The following is a 24,813-nucleotide window of genomic DNA, read 5'->3' as shown; positions in this document are numbered from 1 at the left end:
TTAATTATCTAACTACTATTTTAAAAGGGTGTTTTAGTCCTTTAAAAGCTTCAAGGTCTGCTCTAAGAGAGCCAACTGCTAAATCTGCTTTGATGCGTAAAGGTACTTTATTTTTGTCTTTTGACACCCATAGTGTTAAACTTTCTTCTTCTTTGAAAACACGGCCAGCCATCACGTATGGTCTAAATTTTAAAGATTTAACTTCGCCAAATTCCGTATCAATAGTTTCCTCGCCAAGATATTGCAATTTGAATCCATAATTTTCTTCATCAAAAAACATATCTATTTTCACTTCATGACCAGGTTTTAACTCACTAATATCAATATTGTTACGCAAATAATAAAATGTTGATACCATATCCTGAATATTAGGATTCGTATCAATTACTGTTTTTTTATTGTGTTTTTTATTGTTTACGTATGCTTTATTATTTACTTGATCGAAATCTATTTCAAGATTTTTGGTATGTCCGCCTTCATCTATATTTCTAACAAATTTGTAAGGCATAATCGTTTTTTTATCAAAGTAACTTTCGTATCTGTCTTTTACTTTAAAAAACCATTTTATCATACCTGTGGTCCAGCCTTTTCCAACCACATGATAAACATCTTTATTATTTAATTTAGAATCTTTAACAGTAAGTGTTGCGTTTCCTGCTTTTAAAAAGCCGCTGTAGCTCATTTTAAATTTAAACCATTCACCATTCCCAAACGCAGGTTCTTGTTGAGAAAAAGACATTTGCATGGCTAATATTCCTATTAATATAAGTAGTGCTTTTTTCATTTTTATGGGTCATTAAATAATGTAACTTCTTAATGCACATTTTATTGCTGTATCCTTGAAATTACAATTACTGTTCCAAAAGTAAAAAATTTCTTGTTATTAATAAGAAGAGCTTAACACTATTTCGTTACAATAAACGATCTTAATTTTTTATAATTCACCACAAAATTCCCATATTATTCTCTTATTTTCTCTTTTTATTGGTCCACGTTTATTGCAAGGTTGGAAAACTTCATTTTGAGAAATCTGCAAGATGCAATAAAAAAATTCTTGAAACTGACTATCCTCGAGACAAGCCAAATTTCGTTATTGTGCCTCACCCAAAACTGCAAAAAAAGCAATTTTGATAGCTCTAAAGAAGTGATGTAATTGAAAACCCCAACCCTAGAATCGGAGAATTTAAACTAAAAATATAAGTTGAATCACGCCTTTGTAGTTGCAGACCTACTCTTGTTTTAGCAGAGTCCAGGCTTAATATCTCTATGGCATCGTAGCTATATTTATGACAAACAAAAAAGACTTCATTTAGAAACGAAAGCATGATTTTTCGCTTAAATAAAGTCAAGATAAGATCAAGACACAAAAAACGTCATCAAATACAATGATGACGTTTTTATTTAAAATCTTATAAATATATTTATAGAGTACCTCTATTAGCTTGCTCTCTTTCAATAGACTCGAAAAGTGCTTTAAAGTTCCCCGCTCCAAAACCACGGGCTCCCATACGCTGAATAATTTCGAAAAATAATGTTGGTCTATCCTCAACTGGTTTGGTGAAAATTTGCAATAAATAGCCTTCCTCATCAGCATCAATCATGATACCCAAACTTTTTAATGCCTCAATATCTTCTCTTAATTCATGGCTATGCTCTTCTAATCTTCCTGGTACTGCTCTGTAATATGCTTCTGGCGGCGTGGATAAAAACTCAACACCTCTAGCTCTTAAACTAGAAACCGTAGAAATAATATCATCTGTAGCAACTGCTATATGTTGAACTCCTGATCCTTCATAAAAATCTAAATATTCTTCTATTTGCGATTTTTTCTTTCCTTTAGCAGGTTCATTGATTGGGAATTTTATACGTCCGTTTCCATTACTCATCACTTTACTCATTAAAGCGGAATATTCTGTATGGATTTGTTTGTCGTCGAAAGACAAGAAATTTTCAAACCCCATAACGTCCTCGTACCATTTTACCCAGGTATTCATTTCTCCCCAGCCTACATTACCCACCATATGATCTACATATTTAAGTCCAACAGGTTCTGGATTATACTCTGATTTCCACTCATGAAAACCTGGTAAAAATACACCGTTATAATTTTTGCGTTCTACAAACATGTGCACTGTTTCTCCATAAGTGTAAATACCTGCTCTAACAACTTCACCGTGCTCATCTTTCTCCACGACTGGTTCCATGTATGATTTTGCACCTCTGCTTGTTGTTTCCTGATATGCTTTTCTGGCATCTTCGACCCAAAGTGCTATTACTTTTACACCATCTCCATGTTTTACAATATGGTCGTTTATTGGCGATTTGCTATTTAGCGGTGTGGTTAAAACCAAACGTATTTTATCTTGTTTAAGCACATAACTCACAGAATCTTTAGAGCCTGTTTCTAAACCTTTATAAGCATAAGATTGAAATCCAAATGCTGTTTTGTAAAAGTGAGCCGATTGTTTTGCATTACCTACATAGAATTCTACATAGTCTGTTCCTAAAAGGGGCAAAAAGTCTTGTGCTCCTTCAAATATTTTTTCTAAACCGTAGTTTACTGATTTTATGTCTTTCATAATAAAGCCCATCCTAACCTTCCCAAAGGGAAGGAACTCAAAACTGGACGGATTTTGAGTACTTTAATGAATATAATTTTTAAACGCCCTGAAAGTCCCCTTTGGGGGTTTAGGGACTATAACCAAGATTTATGATAATCTTCATCGGCTATTTTCATAGCTTCTTCTGTAACCATTAAGGGTTTAAACGTATCTACCATAACAGCAAGTTCATCGGTTTTTGTTTTACCAATACTTCTTTCGGCAGCTCCTGGGTGTGGCCCATGGGGGATGCCCGCTGGGTGTAATGATATATGACCAGCGTCAATATCATTTCTACTCATAAAATCGCCATCTACATAATACAATACCTCATCACTATCTATGTTACTGTGATTATAAGGTGCTGGAATAGACTCTGGATGGTAATCGTATAAGCGCGGTACAAAACTGCACACCACAAAAGCATCTGTCTCAAAGGTTTGATGCACTGGTGGTGGTTGATGAATGCGTCCTGTTATAGGCTCAAAATCATGAATTGAAAAGGCGTACGGATAATTATATCCGTCGTACCCAACCACATCAAAAGGGTGCGATGCGTAAACCATTTCTATAATGTCTCCTTGTTTTTTTACTTTTATTAAAAAATCTCCAGATTCATTATAGGTTTCTAACTCTTCGGGTCTGCGAATGTCTCGTTCGCAAAACGGCGAATGTTCTAATAGTTGACCAAACCAGTTTCTATAACGTTTTGGTGTGTATATAGGCCTATGAGACTCTACTATAAACAATCTATTATCTTCTGTATCGAAATCTATTTTATAAATAACACCTCTTGGCACTAATAAATAATCTCCATATTTAAAATTGAGATTGCCAAGCATCGTTCTTAATTTCCCTGTTCCTTTATGGATAAAAATAAGCTCGTCTGCGTCTGTATTTTTATAAAAATAATCATTTGTAGATTGTTTAGGTGCTGCCAATATAATAGCACAATCGCTATTTACTAGGACAGTTTTTCTACTTTCTAAAAAGTCTTGTTCTGGTTTTATTTGAAACCCTTTTAAACGATACGATTTTATATTATTTTCTAAAGCAATTTTTGGAGCTACACTATATTGCTTCTTGATTTCTTTTACTTGGGTGGGACGTTGTTCGTGATAACTATTTGTAGACATCCCATCAAACCCTACAGTACCAAATAACTGCTCGTAATACAAACTGCCATCTGGTTTTCTAAATTGAATATGACGTTTATGCGGAATACTTCCTAATTTATGATAAAAAGGCATTGATTCTAAAATTTAAAGATTAAAAAATTATAAAGTTCACAGGACTAACCCCTTAAACCTTAGCATGGTATATTAAAGATACAATAAACCTGCCTATTCAGGATTTCTCTTGATAAGATAGTGTAAGAATACTAAGAGTTCTTGCCAAAAATTTTGCATAACAATACAAATATCGTGATTTTTTTGGAGTTTTAATTATATCTCTCGTTGTTTTAAACGATTACCTCCTTTGTGAGAATGACAAAACAGCCTATTAAAACCAAAAACCTATATTGAAAAACCAAATACTACTTCTCTGTTCTGGTGAATAACTAAATTTTCCTTGAATAGGCCCTATAAAAGTATTTATGGCGTAACCTAAAGCATAGCCTCTATAATCTGGAAGTGTAAACCATTCTCCTGTCTCAAAAATATTGTCATCTACATTTGCCCAATTTCCTTCTAAAGTAATGTGATGGTTTTTAAAAATTTCGTAATCGGCAACAGCATGTGCTTTTACATAACTATTTCCTATAAGCGAAATGAAATCGTACCCTAAAAACGGTACAAAGTTATTTATTAAATTATTACCATAACCGCCAAGTGCAAAATCTAATGCTTGGGTAGATCTGTCACCCAATTTAAACCCGACACCTGATTGAAAATTGAATGCTAATTTATCTGAAACACTAAAAGCAGAACCAATATCTGCTTTGGCTATCGAAAATCTCTCAAAATTCTCATTAAATCTTGATGCATAAAGATATAGATGTATGTCGCTGTTAAAATAGAATCCTCTTTTTGGAAAATATTTATTATCATAAGTATCTAACTTTAAATTACTAAAAACACTAAGATAATCGGTATTTTCAAATGTATACTTCTCATCAGGATCAGTAGATAAGATCGTTTCAGATTTAAATTCCAAACGTTTATGTTCTGCTCCTAGACTAAGTGCAAAATCTTTTCTAAATAGTGTTTGTACATAAAATTGATTGGTTTGATCTTGTAATTTTACATCTATTTTATTTAATCCTCCAATTGTAATCTGATCATCTTCAAGTAATAATTGTGCACTTATATTTTTATGAAATTGGTGGTATCTAGATTTTACCCCAACACTCCAATAAAACCCTTTATCTATTAAATATTCAAAATTATATCTAACATTATCTCCCAGGATGAGATCTAATGATGCCACATCATTATCAAACAATAAATGTTTCTTAGTTAAGTTAACAAGTATGGCACTTTTATATAAGTCATCAAAATGAATCCCTGCCTTTAAAAAAGCACTGTTTTTTGTTTCTACTAATGTTGCAAATAAATCGTAGCCATCTTTTCCTTTTGTTTTTTTAAATTCATACTGGAACGAATCGAAATTATTTGTTGCTACTAAACTATTTACACCTTTATCAAAATCTTTATAACTTACTTTTTTAGCAAGCTTTAATTTACCTAAAACATAAGCTCTTGTATAATTTTTTTCTCCCTCAATTGATATCCTGTTAATTACAATACTATCTTGTACTTGTATTTTTACTTTTGGTTTGTTTTTTTCTTTTGAATCTTTTTTTATTAAAGCTTGTAAAGCCTCTGCATTATTCAAGGCAGCTTGCTTACCTATTTCAATAATTTTAAATCCCTCACCAAAAGATACTACGTTAAATTCTTTAATATCTGGCTTAATATAAATATCTGTTTTAGGGATCTTTAGCTTCATATCCCTAATAGTCTTAAAGTTATTAATTTGAAGTAAAACATCTGGTGCAGAAACTAATTTTTCACGGTTAACCAATCCGTCTTGAACATCTACTCCAATAATAACATCCATCCCTTTGGCTCTCAATTCATCAATCGGATAATTATTTACAACACCACCATCTGTTAAAACTTGGTCATTAATAACTACTGGTTGAAATATGGAAGGTAATGCACCACTGGCCATAACAGATTGGGCTAAATTCCCTTTATCTAATATAACGGCTTTCCCTGTTTCAATGTTTGCAGCAATACAAAAAAACGGAATGGGCAATTCGTTAAAATTCTTTATTTCATTAACATGTAGTGTTAGTCTTGAAAGTAAATTATAGGTATTTTGTCCTCTGGATAGTGCCGACGGTAACTTAATTTTAAAATCATTAAAAGGAAGTTTTATGGCATATTTCTCATCATTATCTCGTTCATAAAACACTTTAGATGCTCTAGGTAAATTATCATTTATAATATTATCAAAGTTGACTTCTTTAAAGATAGAGTCTAATTGATTCCCTGAATATCCAGATGCGTATAATGCCCCAATAATAGCCCCCATACTTGTTCCAGCCACATAGTCAATTTTTACACCTAAGCTATCAATAACTTTTAGAACCCCTATATGCGCTAACCCTTTTGCACCACCACCACTTAACACTAAACCAACTTTAACATCATCGTTTTCTATATCTTGAGAAAATCCCTCAAAACAAACAAAAACTAAGATAGACATTAAAATGTACTTCATTTATTGTGATAATAATTATATATTTTTTCTGCTCTCGATACGCCTACAACATCTTCTAACTCGTCTAACTTTGCATTCGCTACACGTTTAGCAGATTTAAAATGTTTTAACAATTCTACAATTGTTTTATCTCCTATACCAGGGATAGTTTCTAACTCTGTATTTAACGCACTTTTACTTCGTTTATTTCTATGATGCTCGATTCCAAAACGATGCGCTTCATTACGCAATTGCTGTATAATTTTCAGGGTTTCACTTTTCTTATCTAAATATAATGGAATAGGATCGTTTGGATAAAATAATTCTTCTAAACGTTTGGCTATTCCAATAATAGCTATTTTCCCTATTAAGTTTAAAGCGTCTAAACTTTTTAAAGCTGAAGATAATTGCCCTTTACCTCCATCAATAATTATAAGTTGTGGTAAGGGTTGTTGTTCTTCAACCAAACGCTTGTATCGCCTATATACCACTTCTTCCATAGATGCAAAATCGTCTGGTCCAACTACGGTTTTAATATTAAAATGACGGTAGTCTTTTTTACTAGGCTTCCCATTTTTAAAAACCACACATGCAGCTACTGGATTTGTTCCTTGTATGTTCGAATTATCAAAACATTCAATATGTCTTGGCTCACCAGAAAGCCTTAAATCTGCTTTCATTTGTGCCATAATTCTATTGGCATGTCTATCTGGGTCAACAATTTTATCTTGCTTAAAACGCTCCATTCTGTAATACTTAGCATTTCGAAGTGATAAATCTAAAATATGCTTTTTGTCCCCTAATTTTGGCACAGTTACTTTAATATCATGACCCAAATCAACTTTAAAAGGCACGTAAATTTCTTTTGAATTGGAATTAAAACGCTGCCTGATTTCAATAATAGCAAGCTCTAAAAGTTCTAAATCCGTTTCGTCTAACTTCTTTTTCACCTCTAAGGTATGCGATCGGATTATTGATCCATACGAAATTTGTAAAAAGTTAACATAACCATAACTCTCATCACTCATTATAGAAAACACATCAACATTACTAATCTTTGGGTTTACAATAGTAGATCTCGCTTGATAATTTTCTAATACTTCTATTCTTTCCTTTATTTTTTGAGCTTCCTCAAACTGCATGGTTTCCGCAAACTGTTTCATTTGCGTTTTAAATTGTGACAGCGAATCTTTAAAATTTCCTTTTAAAATCTCTTTGATTGCTTTTATATTGTTATGGTATTCCTCTTCTGTTTCTAATCCATCGCAAGCACCTTTACAATTCCCTAAATGATACTCCAGGCACACTTTGTATTTACCTGCTTCTATTTTCTCTTGGGATAAGTGATAATTACATGTTCTTAAATGGTACAAACCTTTTATTAAATCTAGCAAGGTTGACACTGTTTTCATGCTCGTATAAGGTCCAAAATACTCACTCCCATCTTTAAAAATTCGACGTGTTGAAAATACTCTTGGGAAACGTTCTTTTTTTATACAAATCCAAGGATAGGACTTATCATCCTTAAGCATCACATTATAACGAGGCATATGCTTCTTAATGAGGTTGTTCTCTAACAACAAAGCATCTGTTTCTGTCTCTACTACAATATGTTTTATGTTTGCTATTTTTTTTACAAGCACTCTGGTTTTACCATTATCATGAGTTTTTGTAAAATATGAGCTAACCCGTTTCTTTAAATTTTTAGCTTTTCCTACGTATAAAATAGTATCATTAGCATCAAAATATTGGTATACGCCAGGGGCATTTGGCAAGGTTTTTAATTGTATTTCTAATGCAGGTACATCCATTAACTCAAAGGTATATTAAATTCTAGATATTGTAAAAATTCGTTTGCCTTTTTTAGTATATTGCAGTACTGGGTTAAACTATTTTAATGAATATAGTCATTCTTTCGCGAAATCCTAATTTATTCTCAACCGAGCGCCTTGTTGTTGAAGGTGAAAAACGGGGACATATCATGGAAGTTATTGATCCTTTAAAGTGTGATCTTATTATTGAAAAAGAGAAGCCCACTATTTATTACAAAGACCGTTATTTAGATTATGTAGATGCCATTATTCCTCGAATTGGAGCTTCTGCAACCTTTTTTGGTTGTGCTGTTGTTAGGCAATTTGAAATGATGAATGTATTCACTTCGGTAACATCAGATGCCATTATAAGGTCGAGAGATAAATTAAGAAGCTTCCAAAGACTTTCTAAAGCTGGAATTGGCATGCCAAAAACAGTATTTACTAATTATTCCAGAGATGTTGAAAAAGTTATTGCACATGTAGGAGGAACGCCCGTTATTATTAAACTTCTTGAAGGAACTCAGGGGCTAGGGGTTGTATTAGCCGAAACTAAAAATGCAGCTGAATCTGTATTAGAAGCATTTAACGGATTGCAAGCAAGGGCACTGGTACAAGAATATATAGCGGAAGCTAAAGGCGCCGATTTAAGGGCTTTAGTGGTAGACGGACAAGTGGTAGGTGCCATAAAAAGGCAAGGTAAAGAAGGGGAGTTTCGTTCCAACTTACATAGAGGTGGTACAGCACAAGTTATAAAACTTGATGAAGCCGAATTAAAAGTCGCCATGAAAGCATCCCGAGTTTTAAAACTTCCTGTTTGTGGTGTAGATATGTTACAATCTACAAGAGGCCCTTTGCTTTTAGAGGTAAATTCAACACCAGGCTTAGAAGGTATTGAAACTGGCACAGGCAAAAACATTGCTAAAATCATTATTACTTACATAGAAAGAAATAGACACAATTAATGGCTCATACTAAAAACGACATATTAACTATTCTTGGTGTGTCTATAAAACCTGGAGAAAGAAAAGAGGCTAATTTTGATGTTGCTAATTTACACACATCTACTCCTGTAAATGTTCCAGTAATTATTGAACGCTCTAAAAAACCTGGTCCCATTGTGTTGTTTACTGCTGGGATACATGGTGATGAAGTTAATGGTGTAGAGATTGTTAGACAGCTTATTGCAAAAGGCATTAATAAACCTAAATGCGGTACTATTATCTGTATTCCTGTTATTAATGTTTTTGGTTTCATAAATTTAAAACGTGAGTTTCCTGATGGACGTGATTTAAATCGTGTGTTCCCTGGAAGTAAAGATGGCTCTTTAGCCAGTCGAGTCGCCTATAAACTAGTGCATGAGATTATACCCCATGTGGAATACATTATAGATTTTCATACAGGTGGCTCTGGCAGATTTAATGCACCTCAGCTTCGGTATTCTAAAGGCAATAGAATACCCAACGACTTGGCAAAAGTATTTGGAGCTCCTTTTGTACTTTATTCTAAAAATCTATCTAAGTCTTTTAGAACTATTTGTTATAAATTAGGCAAACCTTTATTGCTTTTTGAGGGGGGCAAATCTTTTCATATTGATGATGTTATAACTAATTCTGGTGTTAACGGTTCTAAACGTATTTTACATCATTTAGGAATGTTATCTTCAAAATTTAAAGTCTCCGCTCCTAAAAATAATTGTGTTTTTATAAATGAAAGCAAATGGATTCGCGCTAACTACTCTGGTATGTTTAAAGCCTCTATAACTATTGGTGTTCAAGTAACAAAAGGGGATATTTTAGGAAATATTACCGATCCTTATGGTAAATTTAATTATTTTGTTAAGGCTCAAAATAACGGTTATATTATAAATGTAAATGAATCTCCTATTGTATATCAAGGAGATGCCCTTTTTCGTATAACCACAAATATTAAAACCTGAAAATCAACACTTTAACTCTTGTTACACTCTCAAAAACCATATTTCCCTTTTCGAATTTTAATTATAGAAATCTTCTTTTAAGAAAAGCAAAATTAACAACTAGAATCTGTCCGAAAAATCGTTTAAATGATTGATTTTATCGATTAAATGCGTTTTTTATCGTTTTTTTGCCAAATTAATGTTATGTTTACGTCATCAAAAAATTAAAATCAGTCTCTCTAACGCCATGACTCAAATCAAAATGCCATCAAAGCCAATTGAAAATAATATTGGGTATTTGGAATTAAAAAACGACACCATTTACTGCTCAAAGGTTTTTTTATCTGATATTGGATACATTGCAAAAAACAAAAAAATTAGTTTAGATTTCTTTTTAAACAAACTTATTCATAAAGACGACAGCAGTCAGTTTAGAAATAATTATTTTAGTTTTATTAAAAACAATATAGACTTTAGACAAAGTCTCCTAATTGAATCTAAAAAAGGAAAATACAAGGAATTTGTTTGCACAACAAGTCATACCCAAGCTAACCTTAGTAACAATAATACAAAGTCAAAATTTCTCTTTTTCAATAAACGTAAGTTTAAAACTAATAAAAAAGTAAATAAGCATAAGTTTTATTATAAAGAAGCTGCTGAAATGACATCGATTGGTAGTTGGTATGTGGATTTAATAAAACGAAAAAGTTACTGGGACCAACAAACAAGACGAATTTTAGAATACTCAGAAGATTATAAGCCTTCTATAAATAAATCCGTTTCTTATTATCCAAAAGAATCTTACGAACAAGTTAAAAGGCTCTTTTTAAAATGTTCTATTGATGGTAAAGCATTTAGTACAGAAACTAAAATGTTAACCAAAAACAATCGTGAATTTTGGGTTAGAGCAAATGGAAAGCCTGTATTTAATGACAAGAAAGAAATTATAGGCGTACGTGGTATTTTTCAAGACATTGATGAAACAAAAGCCAAAGAATTAAGCTTACTAAGAACTTCAAATATTATTGCTGCTCAAAACAAAAGACTCTTTAATTTTGCTCATATAGTATCACATAATTTAAGATCTCACACTAGTAATTTATCACTCGTTGTAGAATTATTAAACTCTACTGAATCCAAAGAAGAAAAGTTAGAATTAATTAATAGTGTAGAAAATATAGCATCTAGTTTAAATGATACCATTTTACATTTAAACGAGGTTGTTACAATTCAAACTAGCACAAATAAAAGCAAATCTCTAGTTAAATTTAGCAAATCATTAAAACGTGTAAAGATATCCATAGGACAAATAATCACAAAAAGCAGAACCATTATAAACTCAGATTTTTCAAAAATCGACACTATCGATTATATCCCTGCTTATCTTGAAAGTATTTTATTAAATTTAATAACAAATTCGATTAAATACAAGCATCCAGAACGAGATCCAATTATAGAGATAAAGTCTTATGTAGAAAACTCTAGAACCATATTAGAAATTACTGATAATGGAATTGGAATTGATTTAGAAAAATTTGGAGATAAACTTTTTGGAATGTATAAAACATTTCATTACAATAAAGATGCAATCGGAATTGGTTTATTTATAACAAAAAATCAAATTGACGCATTGGACGGAGAAATTAATGTTTTTAGTGAAGTTGAAAAATTCACAACTTTTAAAATCACTTTCTAATATGAATAAGAAACTAATAGAACTTGCTTGTATTATAGATGATGATGATATATACATCAATTTAGTAAAACGTGTAATTGAAACAAAAAAACTTTGTGAAAACCTTATCATTTTTAAAAATGGCAAGCAAAGTATAGACTACTTCGAAGAACTCCTTCTAAACCTTAAAGAAGACAAAATTCCAGACATTATTTTTATAGATTTGAATATGCCTGTTATGGATGGATGGGAATTTATTGAACACTTTACCAAAATAAAAAACAAGTTTAATAAGCTTATTACGCTTTATATTGTAAGTTCCTCTATAAACCCCGTGGATATTGATCGGGCAAAATCTTTAAACAGTATCGAAGGCTATCTAGTAAAACCAATCATTATAAATGAATTAGAGAATATTTTTAAAAGTGCTTGATTTTTAATTATGACGTGGTTTACTTATTTTTATCCCTTTTAATTATTCCATAAAACTTAAAGATCAATTATGATTAAATCTGAATTGCGAAAAAAGCACAAAGCACTTCGAAATGATTTATCGCTTTCTCAAATTGACGATTTAAGTATTTCTATTGCAAATCAAGTGTTAAAACTACCTATTTGGGAACACACTTTTTACCATACGTTTCTTTCTATAGAAGAACAAAAAGAAGTCAATACAGATTATATTCTCAATATTTTATCAGGAAAGGATAAAAATATTGTCATTTCGAAAAGTGATTTTAAAACAAGGCTTATGACCCATTTCCTCTTAGCCGATAATACAAAAATTAAGAAAAACACCTATAATATTCCCGAACCTGTTGATGGAATTGACATTTCAAATAATAAAATTGATGTTGTTTTCATCCCCCTTTTAGCCTTTGATAAAGTGGGGAACAGAGTTGGTTATGGCAAAGGGTTTTACGATCGTTTTTTAACTAATTGTAAGCCTGAAGTTATTAAAATTGGTCTGTCTTTTTTTGAAGCTGAAGACAGCGTTACTGATGTTTTTGAAAGTGATGTAAAATTGGATTTTTGCGTGACGCCTAAAACAATCTATACACTTTAGTTACTTATATTATATTACACTTTTTATAAATCCTCATTATCATTACGCTCTTCTTCATTCTTCACCTTTGGAAATGCTTTCTTATTAAAAACTATAAGCATAATGAAACCTACACTTATCGCCACATCGGCAATATTAAAAACAGGTTCAAAAAATGTAAAAAATTCACCACCATAAAAGGGAACCCAGTCAGGTAAATAGTCATTATACAAAGGCAAATGCAGCATATCTACCACCTTTCCATGAAGTAAACTATCATAACCACCGCCTTCTGGTAAAAACGCCGCTACCTGACCATAACTATGATCAAACATAACGCCATAAAAAACAGAATCTAGAATATTACCTAAGGCTCCAGCAAAAATTAAGGCAATGGCCAATATTAATATTTTGGAATTTTGTTTTTTTGTTTCATTATACAGCCAATAACCTATCGCAAAAATAGCAACAACTCTAAACAATGTTAATATCACTTTTGCTGTTCTATCTGATATAAATGAAGTGAAGTCACTAATTTTTGTGCCCCAGGCCATGCCATCATTTTCAATAAAAAATATTTTAAACCAACTGAATACCTCAATATTATCTTGAAGTTTAAAATGGGTTTTTATATATATTTTACTTATTTGGTCAAGAAGCAAAATAAGAACGATAATGAGGGTAGATTTTTTTAAGGACATAACTTTTTAAACAAAAAAGCGCCTCTTTTTAAATCGAGACGCTTGGGGGTGTAATTTATAATTATTGCATATTTTTTGCTTCAATACTTAACGTTGCATGAGGAACTAATTTTAAGCGTTCTTTATTAATTAGTTTTTTTGTGACACGGCATATGCCATATGTTTTATTTTCAATTCTAATTAACGCATTTTTAAGATCTCGGATAAATTTTTCCTGTCTAATTGCCAATTGTGAATTAGACTCCTTACTCATAACAGCACTTCCTTCATCAAATGCTTTAAATGTAGGTGATGTATCTTCGGTCCCATTATTATGGTCGTTCATATACGCACTTTTTATAAGCTCTAAATCATGCTGTGCTTTCTCTATTTTATCTGATATTAGCTCTTTAAATTCAGCCAAATCTTTATCCGAATATCTTACGTTTGCATCTGTACTCATAATTTTTTAATGTTTTTTTATAAACAATTTTGTATTTACATCATCAAAAGCAATCTCAATACCATTGTCTAATTTATCAATAATTTCAAGTTCATTAGTTAAAGTTTCTGTTTTTATATATGTCATGTTTGCTTCAACCGCATTCATAACATGATCATCTTTTTGAAGCACCACATCAATTCTATCTGTTACCTCAAATCCTGAATCTTTACGCAAATTCTGGATACGATTAATAAGTTCTCTCGCAATACCTTCTCTTCGTAAACCATCAGATATTGTAACATCCAAAGCTACAGTTAACGATCCTTCGTTAGCAACCAGCCAACCTTCAATATCCTGCGATGTAATCTCTACATCTTCAATCTCTAAAGTAATATTTTTTCCATTAATTTCAACATCTAAAACACCATTTTGTTCAATTTTTTTTATATCGGCAGAATTAAGTGCTTTAATTGTGTTAGCAATTAGTTTCATTTCCTTCCCAAAACGAGGTCCAAGTGCTTTAAAATTAGGTTTTATTTGCTTTACTAAAATATCTGAAGCTTCATCTAAAAGTTCAATGCTTTTAACATTAACTTCATGTTTTATTAACTCCGAGACAGCTAATATCTCTTCTTTTTGTTGATTATTATCAACAGGAATCATTATTTTTTGAAGCGGCTGGCGCACTTTTATCTTTTCCTTAGCTCTTAACGACAAAACTAACGATGATATTGTTTGAGCACTTTCCATTTTTCGCTCTAAACTCTTATCTATAAAAGCCTCATTATAAACAGGAAAGCTTGCTAAATGTACACTTTCAAATGATTCTTTTTTGGTAACCGAATTTAAATCTAAATACAACCTATCCATAAAGAAAGGTGCAATTGGTGCTCCCAGTTTAGCAATGGTTACCAAACAGGTATAAAGTGTTTGGTATGCCGAAATTTTATCTTGTTCGTAATCTCCTTTCCAAAAACGCCTTCTGCTTAAACGTACAAACCAATTACTTACATAATCTTGAGTAAAATCGGAAATAGCGCGCGCTGCTTTTGTAGGCTCATAATCGGCATAAAAGGCATCTACTTTCTTTATTAATGTATGCAATTCGGATAAAATCCAACGATCTATTTCTGGTCGTTCTTCTAAAACTATATCGGCTTCTGAATAACTAAACTTGTCTAAATTAGTATATAGTGTAAAGAAAGAATACGTGTTATAAAGGGTTCCAAAGAACTTGCGTTTTATTTCTTCAATACCTTCTAAATCGAATTTTAAATTATCCCAGGGGTTTGCATTACTAATCATGTACCAGCGTGTAGCGTCGGCACCATATTTTCCTAGGGTTTCAAACGGGTCGGCAGCATTCCCTAAACGCTTCGACATTTTTTGTCCGTTTTTATCTAATACCAATCCATTAGATACTACATTTTTATAGGCTACTGAATCAAAAACCATGGTTCCAATAGCATGTAACGTATAGAACCACCCTCTTGTTTGATCGACACCTTCTGCAATAAAATCTGCTGGAAAAGTTGTTCCTTTATCAATTAAATCGGCGTTTTCAAATGGGTAATGCCACTGCGCATAAGGCATAGAACCAGAATCGAACCACACGTCTATTAAATCGCTTTCGCGGAACATTTTTTGACCCGATGGCGATACTAATACAATAGCATCAACAATGTTTTTATGTAAATCTATTTTAGCGTAGTTTTCTTCCGAATTGTTTCCTATTTCAAAATCTTCAAAAATGTCTTTTGCTAAAACGCCTGCTGAAACGGCTTTACCCATTTCAGATTTTAGTTCTTCAACAGAACCTATACAAATGGCTTCTTTACCGTCTTCGGTTCTCCAAATTGGTAACGGAATTCCCCAATAACGAGAACGCGATAAGTTCCAGTCGTTTGCATTTGCCAACCAATTACCAAATCGCCCTTCTCCTGTACTTTTTGGTTTCCAGTTAATCGAGTTGTTAAGCTCATGCATACGCCCTTTAACATCGGTCACTTTAATAAACCAAGAATCTAACGGATAGTAAAGAATTGGCTTATCTGTTCTCCAACAATTTGGATAACTGTGCTTGTATTTTTCAACCTTAAAGGCTCTATTTTCTTCTTTTAATTTGATAGCAATCTCAACATCAACAGAACGTTCTGGTGCTTCTCCATCATTGTAATATTCGTTTTTTACATACTTTCCAGCATACGTCCCCATTTCTGGTCTAAAACGTCCTTGCAAATCTACAAGGGGTACCAAATTATCTTGCTCGTCTTTTACTAGCATAGGTGGGACTTCTGGTTTAGCCTGTTTTGCAACCAAGGCATCGTCTGCTCCAAAAGTAGGTGCGGTATGTACAATCCCTGTACCGTCTTCTGTCGTTACAAAATCTCCAGAAATGACTCTAAAGGCATTTTCTGGATTATCGTTTGGTAATGTATAAGGCATTAATTGCTCGTAAGTAACACCAACTAAATCTTTACCAACAAACTCTTTAACAACATAAAATGGTATTTTTCCTGCCTTGCCGGCAGGTAGGTTATCACCAGATTTATAGTTTAATAATTCCGACTTATCTTCTACTTGATTGAATTTTCCTGAAAACTGATAGTTAACCAATTTCTTAGCTAAAATCACATTGATAGGTTCAAATGTATATTGATTATAAGTTTTGACTAAAACATAATCAATTTTTGGTCCAACGGTTAATGCTGTATTACTAGGCAATGTCCAAGGTGTGGTTGTCCAAGCTAAGAAATAAATATCCCCTTCATTTTGTAAAAAATCTGGTAGTGAATCTGGATTCGCTTTAAACTGAGCAACAACTGTTGTATCTGTTACATCTTGATACGTTCCAGGTTGATTTAACTCATGTGAGCTTAATCCTGTTCCTGCTTTTGGTGAATAAGGTTGTATGGTATAGCCTTTATATAATAAACTCTTATTATATATTTGCTTTAAAAGCCACCAAACACTCTCCATGTATTTTGGTTCGTAGGTAATGTATGGGTCGTCCATATCTACCCAATACCCCATTTTTTGTGTTAGGTCATTCCAAACATCTGTATAACGCATCACTGCTTTACGACAGGCTGCATTATAATCTTCTACCGAAATAGTTTTACCAATAGCCTCTTTAGTAATTCCTAATTCTTTTTCAACCCCTAACTCAATAGGCAAACCATGTGTATCCCAACCAGCTTTACGCTTTACTTGGTATCCTTTCATGGTTTTGTAACGCGGGAAAATATCTTTAATAGCACGTGCTAAAACGTGATGCACTCCAGGAAGTCCATTTGCAGATGGTGGTCCTTCATAAAACACATAAGGTTCACTACCTTCTCTGGTAGAAACGCTTTTTTCAAAAATGTTATTTTCTTGCCAATATTGTAGTATCTCATTTGCTACATTTGGTAAGTCAAGTCCTTTATATTCAGGAAATTTAGTGCTCATTTACTCTATATTCTAATAAGGAAGCGAATTTAAGGAATTTTGGCAAAAAAGTAAGGTTAAAAATGATTTTTGATAATCGAAAAATCTTATCTCAATATTCTCATATTATTATTTCTTTTTCGAAACATTATTTCTACCTAAAATGATTTCAATTGTTTTTGAAACGGGAAGTACTTGAAGTAAGGTTTTTAACGCTTCATTTACAGCTTTCATTTTCTTCTATTAGCATTACCCAATAAATCAAAAGAACTAATTATGAATGTTACACAAAGAATTAAAATTACCTTTTCATTATTTAAACGCTATTAATGAAAATTAAATCATTAAACACTAATTTATAAACATTTACGTCTTGAATTACTGACTAGTCATTAACGTTTTAACTGTCTGTAAATCACTGACAACGAATAAAAAGAGCCAAAATAGATATTTTGGCTCTTTTCCTCTTTAATTTATAAAACCTAAATCAATTAAAAACAATCTTTTTAGTAAGTACCTCATTCATTTCTGTCCTCAAACATACCACGTATGAACCAGTTGACAAATTATCAAATCTATAACCATGCTCTAAACTTTCTGTTGACACATTCTCTAATTCTAAAACTGTTTGTCCTCTCATGTTAATTAAAGCCAGTTTTTTAACTTGACTTTTTAATTTTTTAGCAAATAGTGTATTTGTTTTATTTTGATAATAAATATAATTCTCAGTATATGTTGCCTCTTCTGCACTTAAGGTTTGGGATTCATTTTGGAAAACAATTTCAAATCTGTTGTTAAACTTTCCTGCTTCCGAGCTAAAACTATAAGCTTCACCTCCAGCTAAATCAAAATAGCCTCCCGTTAAATGATCTCTTAAATACACTTCCTGGTCTTCGTCTAGGTTTTCTGTTTCTGTAATTCTAATTTCAAATGAATTATCTCCTGAAGATATAAAGTTTAGAGGTATTACTTTATCTGTAGTAATTGGAGCATACGCTTGCATATTCATGTTTACGCCTTCAAGGCTTAAATTAAGATCGTTATTGTTAGAACCATCATTTTTTGCATCATATCCATAATCAAATTCATCTGTGGTAGTCTCGCTAAAACCTAAAAGCAACTCTCTTCTTGTTGCTGGCCCTATTACCGAATTAAACTCTAAACGGATTTTTTGCATGGCTCCATTGTCGTCATCTTCTTTTGAACTTACGACACTATTTTTAGATTTTTCATTACTTGATTTAAAAAATGTGGATCCATTATTATAAGTGTCATCTGCATCCGTCTCTTTAATAAATACACGCTGTCCATTATTAAATTCGACACTTCCATCGGCTATAATCTCTGCAACAAATCCCTGAGCAACAGGAATGTATCTTGAAGGTGTTTTTGTGCCATCTTGTGAGCCATTATCGTCCCCATAAAGACCTACAAATTGATAGGCTCTTACAGACCCCAGTTTGTTTACTTGGGCATAGCCTCCTTTGTACTCATCAAGATAATGTGTATCTCCACTCCATTGTTGCCATAAATGCAAGGTACCATCTATAACGCCTACATTATCATCAATAAATGTATGAACATCTAGAGCTGATGGATATGGGTTTCCTAATAAATAGTTTGTTTTTGATACGGATGTAACTGATCCCGGCCCTCCAACATCGGTCACATTCACTAATATGGTGCCGTTATTTGGTTTGCCTTCAAAAATATATTGTTGTTCCAGACCTGCATTTCCGGTTCCTTTTTGTGTATAACCTACACCAACTTCTAGCGGTGTACTTGGCGAAAGCACTGCCCAATCCCAATATGTTAAACCATTTTTAAAAGTATACATCCAATAGGTACTAATTTTTCCAACTTCATCGTAGCCAGAAGTAAATGACAAATTAATTCCTGCCTCATCTTTTATCATATTTAAGTTATATGGTGTATTATTTGTATTATTGGTTAATCCATTATTATTCGTTAAAGGAGTAGCTCCTAAAGTTCCCACTGGTGACGACCAATAGTTATATCTATAGGCATTCGATGTGCCTTCTTGTCGCCTTAATAGTTTACCTGTTGCTGAGGTCACTAAATCACTATTTACCGTTTGGATTAACTGACAGTCATCTTCTAAGTTAAGGGTTCCATTTAATTCTAAGTACCAGGAATTTTCAACAACATTTTCACTATGAACTGTAAAAGTACTACCTGCATCAATTATTAAACCTGCTATATTAATTGAGTGGCAAGCAGAAACATCACTCCCTATTTTCACTATACACCAATCTTTATTGTTTGCAGTATTTTCAATATCCCAAACATCACCATGTTGCCATGTTGATTGTGCTGTCCAATTACCATTATTTGAAGAAACATACGGCATTGGAGCTGTCTGATCTTGAATGGTATTAATATAATTTAGATACAATTCTTTATCATAACTTGAATAATCTGTAGTTGTTCCTTTTTTAATATCCGTCATTGGATAATAGGCTATTAAATTACCCCAAGGCACCGTATTACTTGTTGCTGTATCTTCAATATTTTTCCCTACAATAGAACCTATAGTATCTCCAGAGTTATTTTCAATTTCCTGGTACACCATCTTTTTTATTTGTTCTGCTGTAAGTTCAACATCAAATACTCTTACCTCATCAATATCTCCTTTAAAATATTCTTTATTAGTTACATCGCTTGAAAACCTACCAACTTCAAAGTTTTCGTTAGAATCATCTGTATTCTCAATAGAAGCACCTGTACTTCCAACATTTGTCGAACTCAATAATGAACCGTCAACAAAGAGTTGCAATAACCCTGTTGCGCTAGTATAGGTTGCGGTTATATGGTGCCACTCATCAAAATTAATAGCACTGCAACTTATTGTTTCTTGAGAATTCCCTGATGTTTTAACAGTAAATGATGGCGTATTTCCATTTTGCAACCATAGTTTACAACCAATATCTTCTCCTAAAATAGTCATGTTAGTAGAATTTCCAGAGTCAGATTTTACCCAAGCCATTACCGTTACATGGTTTAACCCATCAATAAACGAAGCTCTAGATAAATAATCATTTATGCCATCAAAATCTATGGAAGCAATAGATGGGGGGTTGATATCAAACAAATCCCTGTAATCTAAGTCCCCTCCTAAAGTGGCATCACTATCAACATCTCCAAAAGAGGCTGTAAGGTCTGCAATATCTCCAACAGAAACTTCATCATTAACATCTAAAGAACCTGTTACAGAATCTAAATTATCATCTAAACCATCACTATCAATATCAATATTGTTAAGGGTATTTGCCTGACCATTCTCTTGAATATCTGGTGTACCGTCATTATCTGTATCACTATCTAAATAATCTTTTAATCCATCGCCATCTGTATCCTCTATATTGGTTAAATCTGTTCCACCCATCGCAGATTCATATACATCATCCAATCCATTGTTATTAGCATCTGTAATGCTACTACCTGGCGCACTAGGTGGAATATAGCCAATAGTAGGCTGTGCTTCCACATTGTCTGGTATTCCATCATTATCACTATCTATATCTATAGTATCTAAAACAAGATCATCATCAAAATCACATTTAGAACTTACTCCAAAATTTGTTAATCTAGTACCTGTACTTGTATGAGTTCCTGTAGCTCCATATAATAAATCAACATGAGAAAACTTATCAAATTCCATATATAAATAAAAATCTGGATCATCACCATGTGTACCTCCATCATCTGGTTCGTTTACCCAATCTGTATTTGGAGCAACAAGTGTTGGGTCTAATCTATATAAAGTATACCCTGACGGATCTGGTCCATTATTAAAACCTGCTTGCTCTAATTTTGTGGTAGCACTTAAAGATGCAGTTACTGTTGATGTAACTGTTGAAGGATTAAATCCTGCTATTTCTGTAAAATCTCTGGAAGATCTGGTATCAATATCTCGTGACTCTAAAATAATATCGTAAAGCGTTGCTGGTATTCCAATAGGAGTTGCTGGTGTGGCACTTCCAGCTTCAACCAAATCAAACGAATATGTTACGTAATCATCATTACTTGAATCAAAACCACTAACTCTTAGTTCATTATTACAATCTACTGTATAAGACCCATTAATAGTTATAATGGTTAAAATAATGTCGTAATATTGATTTTGGTATAGAATTGCATTGGAATACACCACCTTTTCTCCAGCTTTCACATCATCTAAATCTGTAGCTGTTAATAATGACGCATTATCAAATTGAATGGCCGCAGAACATTCGTATGTATCTATAATACCATCATTATCATCATCTATATCGACTGAATCTGGCACACCGTCTCCATCAGAATCTTGTGCAAAAGAAAAGTTAAACACAAACAAAGCCATAAGCAGGCTAAAAAGTAGTTTTGCTTTCATAATTAATAGATTTGGGTAAATCGAAATTATCTTATATTCAAATAGTTACATGTTTTTTTCGTTAAAAACTCAAATTTTTCTATCAAATACAATAAAACCGATGAAATGCACACTATTTATGCACTTTCATTAATATATTGTAAAATTATTCGTATTAAAATTAAGCTTGAGGGAATGATATTTTATTAACAAAATCATTAATTCTATGATTTGTCTTAAATACGCTACAATAATACTCTAAAAAACCGACAAAAACTAACAAAAACCAGATAAAGTGCATTTTTTTTACGACAAAACGCTTTTATTGCGCTTTTAGAAGACATTTAAATTGTTAAAAAAATATTGAAACTCACTATCCACAAGACAAGCCATAGAGGTATTTCGTCAGTTTCATTTTGTCCTTAGAGCCAAAACCTTTTTTTATTTTACCTCACCCAAAACTTCCTTTTTTGGTAGTTCAGATGGCTTCCAGGGAGCAATGTAATTCGAGTCTTCTCCTTGGGTCGGAGAATTTTTAGATTAAATAAGAATTTCAACCAAATCTTCAATTTTAGAAATGAGTTGTATTTTAATTACTGTATTTTTTAATGAGATTTTATTGTATTTCGATACAAAAATGGTGGAGAACCCTAGTTTTTCGGCTTCTAAAATACGTTGTTCTACACGTTGTACGGGACGTATTTCTCCAGATAATCCAACTTCTGCAGCAAAACAAAAATCTTTTTGCAATGCGACATCTTCATTAGAAGATAGTATAGCAGCCACAACAGCCAAATCAATAGCAGGATCGTCAACCGTAATACCTCCTGTAATATTTAAAAAGACATCTTTTGCTCCTAATCGGAATCCAGCACGTTTTTCTAAAACTGCCAATAACATATTGAGACGTTTTGCATTAAAACCAGTAGCACTACGTTGCGGAGTTCCATAAACTGCCGTGCTAACCAAAGCTTGTATCTCTATCATTAATGGACGCATACCTTCTAAAGTCGCTGCTATAGCATTTCCTGATAGCTCATCATCCTTTTCAGAGATTAAAATCTCTGATGGATTAGTAACCTCACGTAGTCCTGAGCCTTGCATTTCGTATATCCCCAATTCGTTTGTAGAACCAAAACGATTTTTATGGGCTCTTAAAATTCTAAATACATGGTTACGATCCCCTTCAAATTGTAACACAGTATCTACCATGTGTTCTAAAATTTTGGGACCAGCAATATTTCCATCTTTAGTAATATGACCAATCAATAAAACTGGAGTGGCTGTTTCTTTAGCAAACTTTATAAGCTCTGTGGTACATTCTTTTATCTGTGAAATACTTCCCGAAGAAGACTCAATATAATCGCTATGCAGTGTTTGAATAGAATCAATAATAACAATATCTGGATCTAAAGCTCCTATTTGTTTGAATATATTTTGAGTTTTAGTTTCTGTTAAAATATAACAGTTATTATTATTTGGATTAATACGTTCTGCTCGCATTTTTATTTGTTTCTGGCTTTCTTCACCAGAAACATATAAAGTTTTATATGGTAATTTTAATGAAATCTGAAGTAATAAAGTACTTTTCCCTATCCCAGGCTCGCCTCCTAACAATGTTAAAGATCCTGGCACCATACCACCGCCCAGTACGCGATTAAATTCTCCATCAAATGTGTTTAGCCGTGGTTCTTTAGAAACATCTATATCTTTAATTCGTAATGGAACTGATGCTTTTTTTACGGTTGCTGTTGGGGATTTCCAGTCGCTTTTTTCTGGTTTTTGAATAACTTCCTCAACAATAGTATTCCACTCTTTACAGGCATTACATTGTCCTTGCCATTTCGCATATTGTGTCCCGCAGTTTTGACAAAAAAAAGTTGTTTTTACTTTTGCCATTTAATTTTTTGGGATTTAGAGTTTGAGGTTTGAGATTTCATTACTTTAATAACCGAAATCCTCTTTAATTAAATCTGCTTTTTCAAGCATTAAATCCTTTGTAAGACCAGCAACTCCTTTTAATGTATATGCAGATTGATACGTTCGCATTGCCTTTTTGGGCTCGCCTCCCTCTTCATAAAAACGCGCTAAATAATAACCTCCTAAAAGCGTTTCTGGATATGCATCTCGAGCAATTTTACCTAATTGTTCATAAAATTCAAACTGTTCGGTTTTTTCAATAGCGGCCGAAATAGCTTTAAAATCATTAATTAGAATTCGTTTTTTAAGACCAAACACATCATTAATAGTCTTATACTTTTCAACCAAATATGCTACTGGAGACGTATCTAATTCTAATATAGTCTCCTTATACTCCTTTTTACTAATAGGTTGAAATACTTTAAAAATATTTTCAAGAGCATTTGGCAGCCCATGCAAAGGAGCAGAGTAATGAGATGGTTTTTCAAAACTATCAAAACTATAAGATAAATTATCATTATCTATAGCCGAAATATCTTCATTTAAAGCTTCTGTCATTTTCCTTATAGAGCTTCCATCATTTTTAGTATTTGCTAAATAATAAAATAATTTAGATTGTAAACTATTTAAACGTTTAGGAAGATAGTCTATCATATTTGGAGCTAATTCTGGACTAACTGCAATATAGGCCTGAAATAACGGTTGGGGCTTTAATAAAAAATAATTAATAAAATTGGCAGTTTCTCCATGACCTACAGCTACTTTAAAATTAGTAGTTCTATAGTTTTTTTTTATATATGGAATAAGCTCTTGCCCAATAAACTCGAAGAAACTAGCCCCTGTGTCAATTGGTAAAGAGTTTTGCTCAGAGTACATACAATCGTCATATCGTTTATCAACTTGATTAACGCCTACAATAATAGATTCTGGCATGTCATCCCAATAGGAATAATAATCTACATTTCCAGCAACCGCTTCGAAAAGATAATCACCATCAAACACAATAAATAATGGATAACTTTTATTTTCATTACTATTATATCCTCTTGGTAATTGAATTTTTAGCTCTCTAGATTCTTCTAATTTTGAAGATTCAATGGTTTTATATTTAACTTGAGCCTCTGCAAAATGTATTGATAATACAAACAGTAGAACGTAAAGTAGTTGCTTCATTTTTAATAACGATTTGAAATTTGATATTGGCAAG

General features: G+C 32.5%; 16 protein-coding genes. 5 read left to right on the top strand and 11 right to left on the bottom strand.

The annotated features are described in order from the left end of the window. Window positions 1–4: 4 nt before the first annotated feature. From Q4Q40_RS01135 to uvrC, 5 genes are all read right to left on the bottom strand, one after another. The gene (locus Q4Q40_RS01135) at window positions 5–784 is read right to left on the bottom strand and encodes a DUF3108 domain-containing protein (RefSeq protein ID WP_303299833.1); all 780 of its coding nucleotides are present in this window, start codon (window positions 782–784) and stop codon (window positions 5–7) included. 637 nt (window positions 785–1,421) lie between these two features. Beyond that, window positions 1,422–2,582 carry a 4-hydroxyphenylpyruvate dioxygenase gene (hppD, locus tag Q4Q40_RS01130; protein ID WP_303300706.1) on the bottom strand — a complete coding sequence of 387 codons (1,161 nt, stop codon included), beginning with the start codon at window positions 2,580–2,582 and terminating at the stop codon, window positions 1,422–1,424. A 113-nt stretch (window positions 2,583–2,695) separates the two neighbouring features. After that, entirely contained in the window at window positions 2,696–3,850 is a 1,155-nt protein-coding gene (locus tag Q4Q40_RS01125) for a homogentisate 1,2-dioxygenase (RefSeq protein ID WP_303299832.1), read from the bottom strand. A 253-nt stretch (window positions 3,851–4,103) separates the two neighbouring features. Further along, entirely contained in the window at window positions 4,104–6,332 is a 2,229-nt protein-coding gene (locus Q4Q40_RS01120; protein WP_303299831.1) for a patatin-like phospholipase family protein, read from the bottom strand. Next, window positions 6,329–8,122, bottom strand: coding sequence for an excinuclease ABC subunit UvrC (gene uvrC, locus Q4Q40_RS01115; protein ID WP_303299830.1), 1,794 nt, complete (start codon window positions 8,120–8,122; stop codon window positions 6,329–6,331). Before uvrC ends, Q4Q40_RS01120 begins: the two co-directional genes overlap by 4 nt. Before the next feature lie 86 nt (window positions 8,123–8,208). On the opposite strand from uvrC, the gene rimK reads away from it, so the two are divergent. From rimK to Q4Q40_RS01090, 5 genes are all read left to right on the top strand, one after another. Continuing rightward, a complete protein-coding gene (gene rimK / locus Q4Q40_RS01110; RefSeq protein ID WP_303299829.1) occupies window positions 8,209–9,087 on the top strand; it encodes a 30S ribosomal protein S6--L-glutamate ligase in 879 nt (292 codons plus the stop codon). Continuing rightward, window positions 9,087–10,061: a succinylglutamate desuccinylase/aspartoacylase family protein gene (locus Q4Q40_RS01105; RefSeq protein WP_303299828.1), complete on the top strand. Its 975-nt coding sequence runs from the start codon at window positions 9,087–9,089 to the stop codon at window positions 10,059–10,061. Before rimK ends, Q4Q40_RS01105 begins: the two co-directional genes overlap by 1 nt. 241 nt (window positions 10,062–10,302) lie before the next feature. Then, on the top strand, window positions 10,303–11,736 hold the full coding sequence (locus Q4Q40_RS01100; protein ID WP_303299827.1) for a PAS domain-containing sensor histidine kinase: 1,434 nt from the start codon (window positions 10,303–10,305) through the stop codon (window positions 11,734–11,736). A 1-nt stretch (window position 11,737) separates the two neighbouring features. Then, window positions 11,738–12,148 carry a response regulator gene (locus Q4Q40_RS01095; RefSeq protein WP_303299826.1) on the top strand — a complete coding sequence of 137 codons (411 nt, stop codon included), beginning with the start codon at window positions 11,738–11,740 and terminating at the stop codon, window positions 12,146–12,148. A gap of 69 nt (window positions 12,149–12,217) precedes the next feature. Beyond that, on the top strand, window positions 12,218–12,781 hold the full coding sequence (locus Q4Q40_RS01090) for a 5-formyltetrahydrofolate cyclo-ligase (RefSeq protein WP_303299825.1): 564 nt from the start codon (window positions 12,218–12,220) through the stop codon (window positions 12,779–12,781). Window positions 12,782–12,804: 23 nt separating this feature from the next. Here Q4Q40_RS01090 and Q4Q40_RS01085 read toward each other — a convergent pair whose 3' ends face one another. The 6 genes from Q4Q40_RS01085 to Q4Q40_RS01060 form a co-directional block, all read right to left on the bottom strand. After that, on the bottom strand, window positions 12,805–13,461 hold the full coding sequence (locus tag Q4Q40_RS01085; protein ID WP_303299824.1) for a lipoprotein signal peptidase: 657 nt from the start codon (window positions 13,459–13,461) through the stop codon (window positions 12,805–12,807). 61 nt (window positions 13,462–13,522) lie between these two features. After that, complete coding sequence (locus Q4Q40_RS01080; RefSeq protein WP_303299823.1) at window positions 13,523–13,903, bottom strand: TraR/DksA family transcriptional regulator; 381 nt, start codon at window positions 13,901–13,903, stop codon at window positions 13,523–13,525. A gap of 6 nt (window positions 13,904–13,909) precedes the next feature. Further along, on the bottom strand, window positions 13,910–17,335 hold the full coding sequence (ileS, locus tag Q4Q40_RS01075) for an isoleucine--tRNA ligase (protein ID WP_303299822.1): 3,426 nt from the start codon (window positions 17,333–17,335) through the stop codon (window positions 13,910–13,912). Window positions 17,336–17,801: 466 nt separating this feature from the next. Further along, window positions 17,802–21,707 (bottom strand): DUF8693 domain-containing protein, encoded by a 3,906-nt coding sequence (locus Q4Q40_RS01070; protein ID WP_303299821.1) that lies wholly within the window; start codon window positions 21,705–21,707, stop codon window positions 17,802–17,804. A gap of 519 nt (window positions 21,708–22,226) precedes the next feature. Continuing rightward, window positions 22,227–23,585, bottom strand: coding sequence for a DNA repair protein RadA (gene radA / locus Q4Q40_RS01065; protein ID WP_303299820.1), 1,359 nt, complete (start codon window positions 23,583–23,585; stop codon window positions 22,227–22,229). Window positions 23,586–23,630: 45 nt separating this feature from the next. Next, window positions 23,631–24,779, bottom strand: a complete 1,149-nt coding sequence (locus Q4Q40_RS01060; protein ID WP_303299819.1) for an alpha/beta hydrolase — start codon at window positions 24,777–24,779, stop codon at window positions 23,631–23,633. Window positions 24,780–24,813: the final 34 nt, after the last annotated feature.

It is taken from the genome of Flavivirga jejuensis (assembly GCF_030540765.1).
Taxonomy (GTDB): Bacteria; Bacteroidota; Bacteroidia; order Flavobacteriales; family Flavobacteriaceae; genus Flavivirga; species Flavivirga jejuensis.
The sequence above is the reverse complement of the archived record's forward strand: the minus strand, read 5'-3'. Positions and strand labels throughout refer to the sequence as shown.

Bases quoted from the DNA above. Each gene is read 5' to 3' on its own strand.
- Q4Q40_RS01135 (WP_303299833.1), bottom strand. From the start codon at position 784: ATGAAAAAAGCACTACTTATATTAATAGGAATATTAGCCATGCAAATG.
- Q4Q40_RS01125 (WP_303299832.1), bottom strand. From the start codon at position 3,850: ATGCCTTTTTATCATAAATTAGGAAGTATTCCGCATAAACGTCATATT.
- Q4Q40_RS01120 (WP_303299831.1), bottom strand. From the start codon at position 6,332: ATGAAGTACATTTTAATGTCTATCTTAGTTTTTGTTTGTTTTGAGGGA.
- uvrC (WP_303299830.1), bottom strand. From the start codon at position 8,122: ATGGATGTACCTGCATTAGAAATACAATTAAAAACCTTGCCAAATGCC.
- rimK (WP_303299829.1), top strand. From the start codon at position 8,209: ATGAATATAGTCATTCTTTCGCGAAATCCTAATTTATTCTCAACCGAG.
- Q4Q40_RS01105 (WP_303299828.1), top strand. From the start codon at position 9,087: ATGGCTCATACTAAAAACGACATATTAACTATTCTTGGTGTGTCTATA.
- Q4Q40_RS01100 (WP_303299827.1), top strand. From the start codon at position 10,303: ATGCCATCAAAGCCAATTGAAAATAATATTGGGTATTTGGAATTAAAA.
- Q4Q40_RS01095 (WP_303299826.1), top strand. From the start codon at position 11,738: ATGAATAAGAAACTAATAGAACTTGCTTGTATTATAGATGATGATGAT.
- Q4Q40_RS01090 (WP_303299825.1), top strand. From the start codon at position 12,218: ATGATTAAATCTGAATTGCGAAAAAAGCACAAAGCACTTCGAAATGAT.
- Q4Q40_RS01085 (WP_303299824.1), bottom strand. From the start codon at position 13,461: ATGTCCTTAAAAAAATCTACCCTCATTATCGTTCTTATTTTGCTTCTT.
- Q4Q40_RS01080 (WP_303299823.1), bottom strand. From the start codon at position 13,903: ATGAGTACAGATGCAAACGTAAGATATTCGGATAAAGATTTGGCTGAA.
- ileS (WP_303299822.1), bottom strand. From the start codon at position 17,335: ATGAGCACTAAATTTCCTGAATATAAAGGACTTGACTTACCAAATGTA.
- Q4Q40_RS01070 (WP_303299821.1), bottom strand. From the start codon at position 21,707: ATGAAAGCAAAACTACTTTTTAGCCTGCTTATGGCTTTGTTTGTGTTT.
- radA (WP_303299820.1), bottom strand. From the start codon at position 23,585: ATGGCAAAAGTAAAAACAACTTTTTTTTGTCAAAACTGCGGGACACAA.
- Q4Q40_RS01060 (WP_303299819.1), bottom strand. From the start codon at position 24,779: ATGAAGCAACTACTTTACGTTCTACTGTTTGTATTATCAATACATTTT.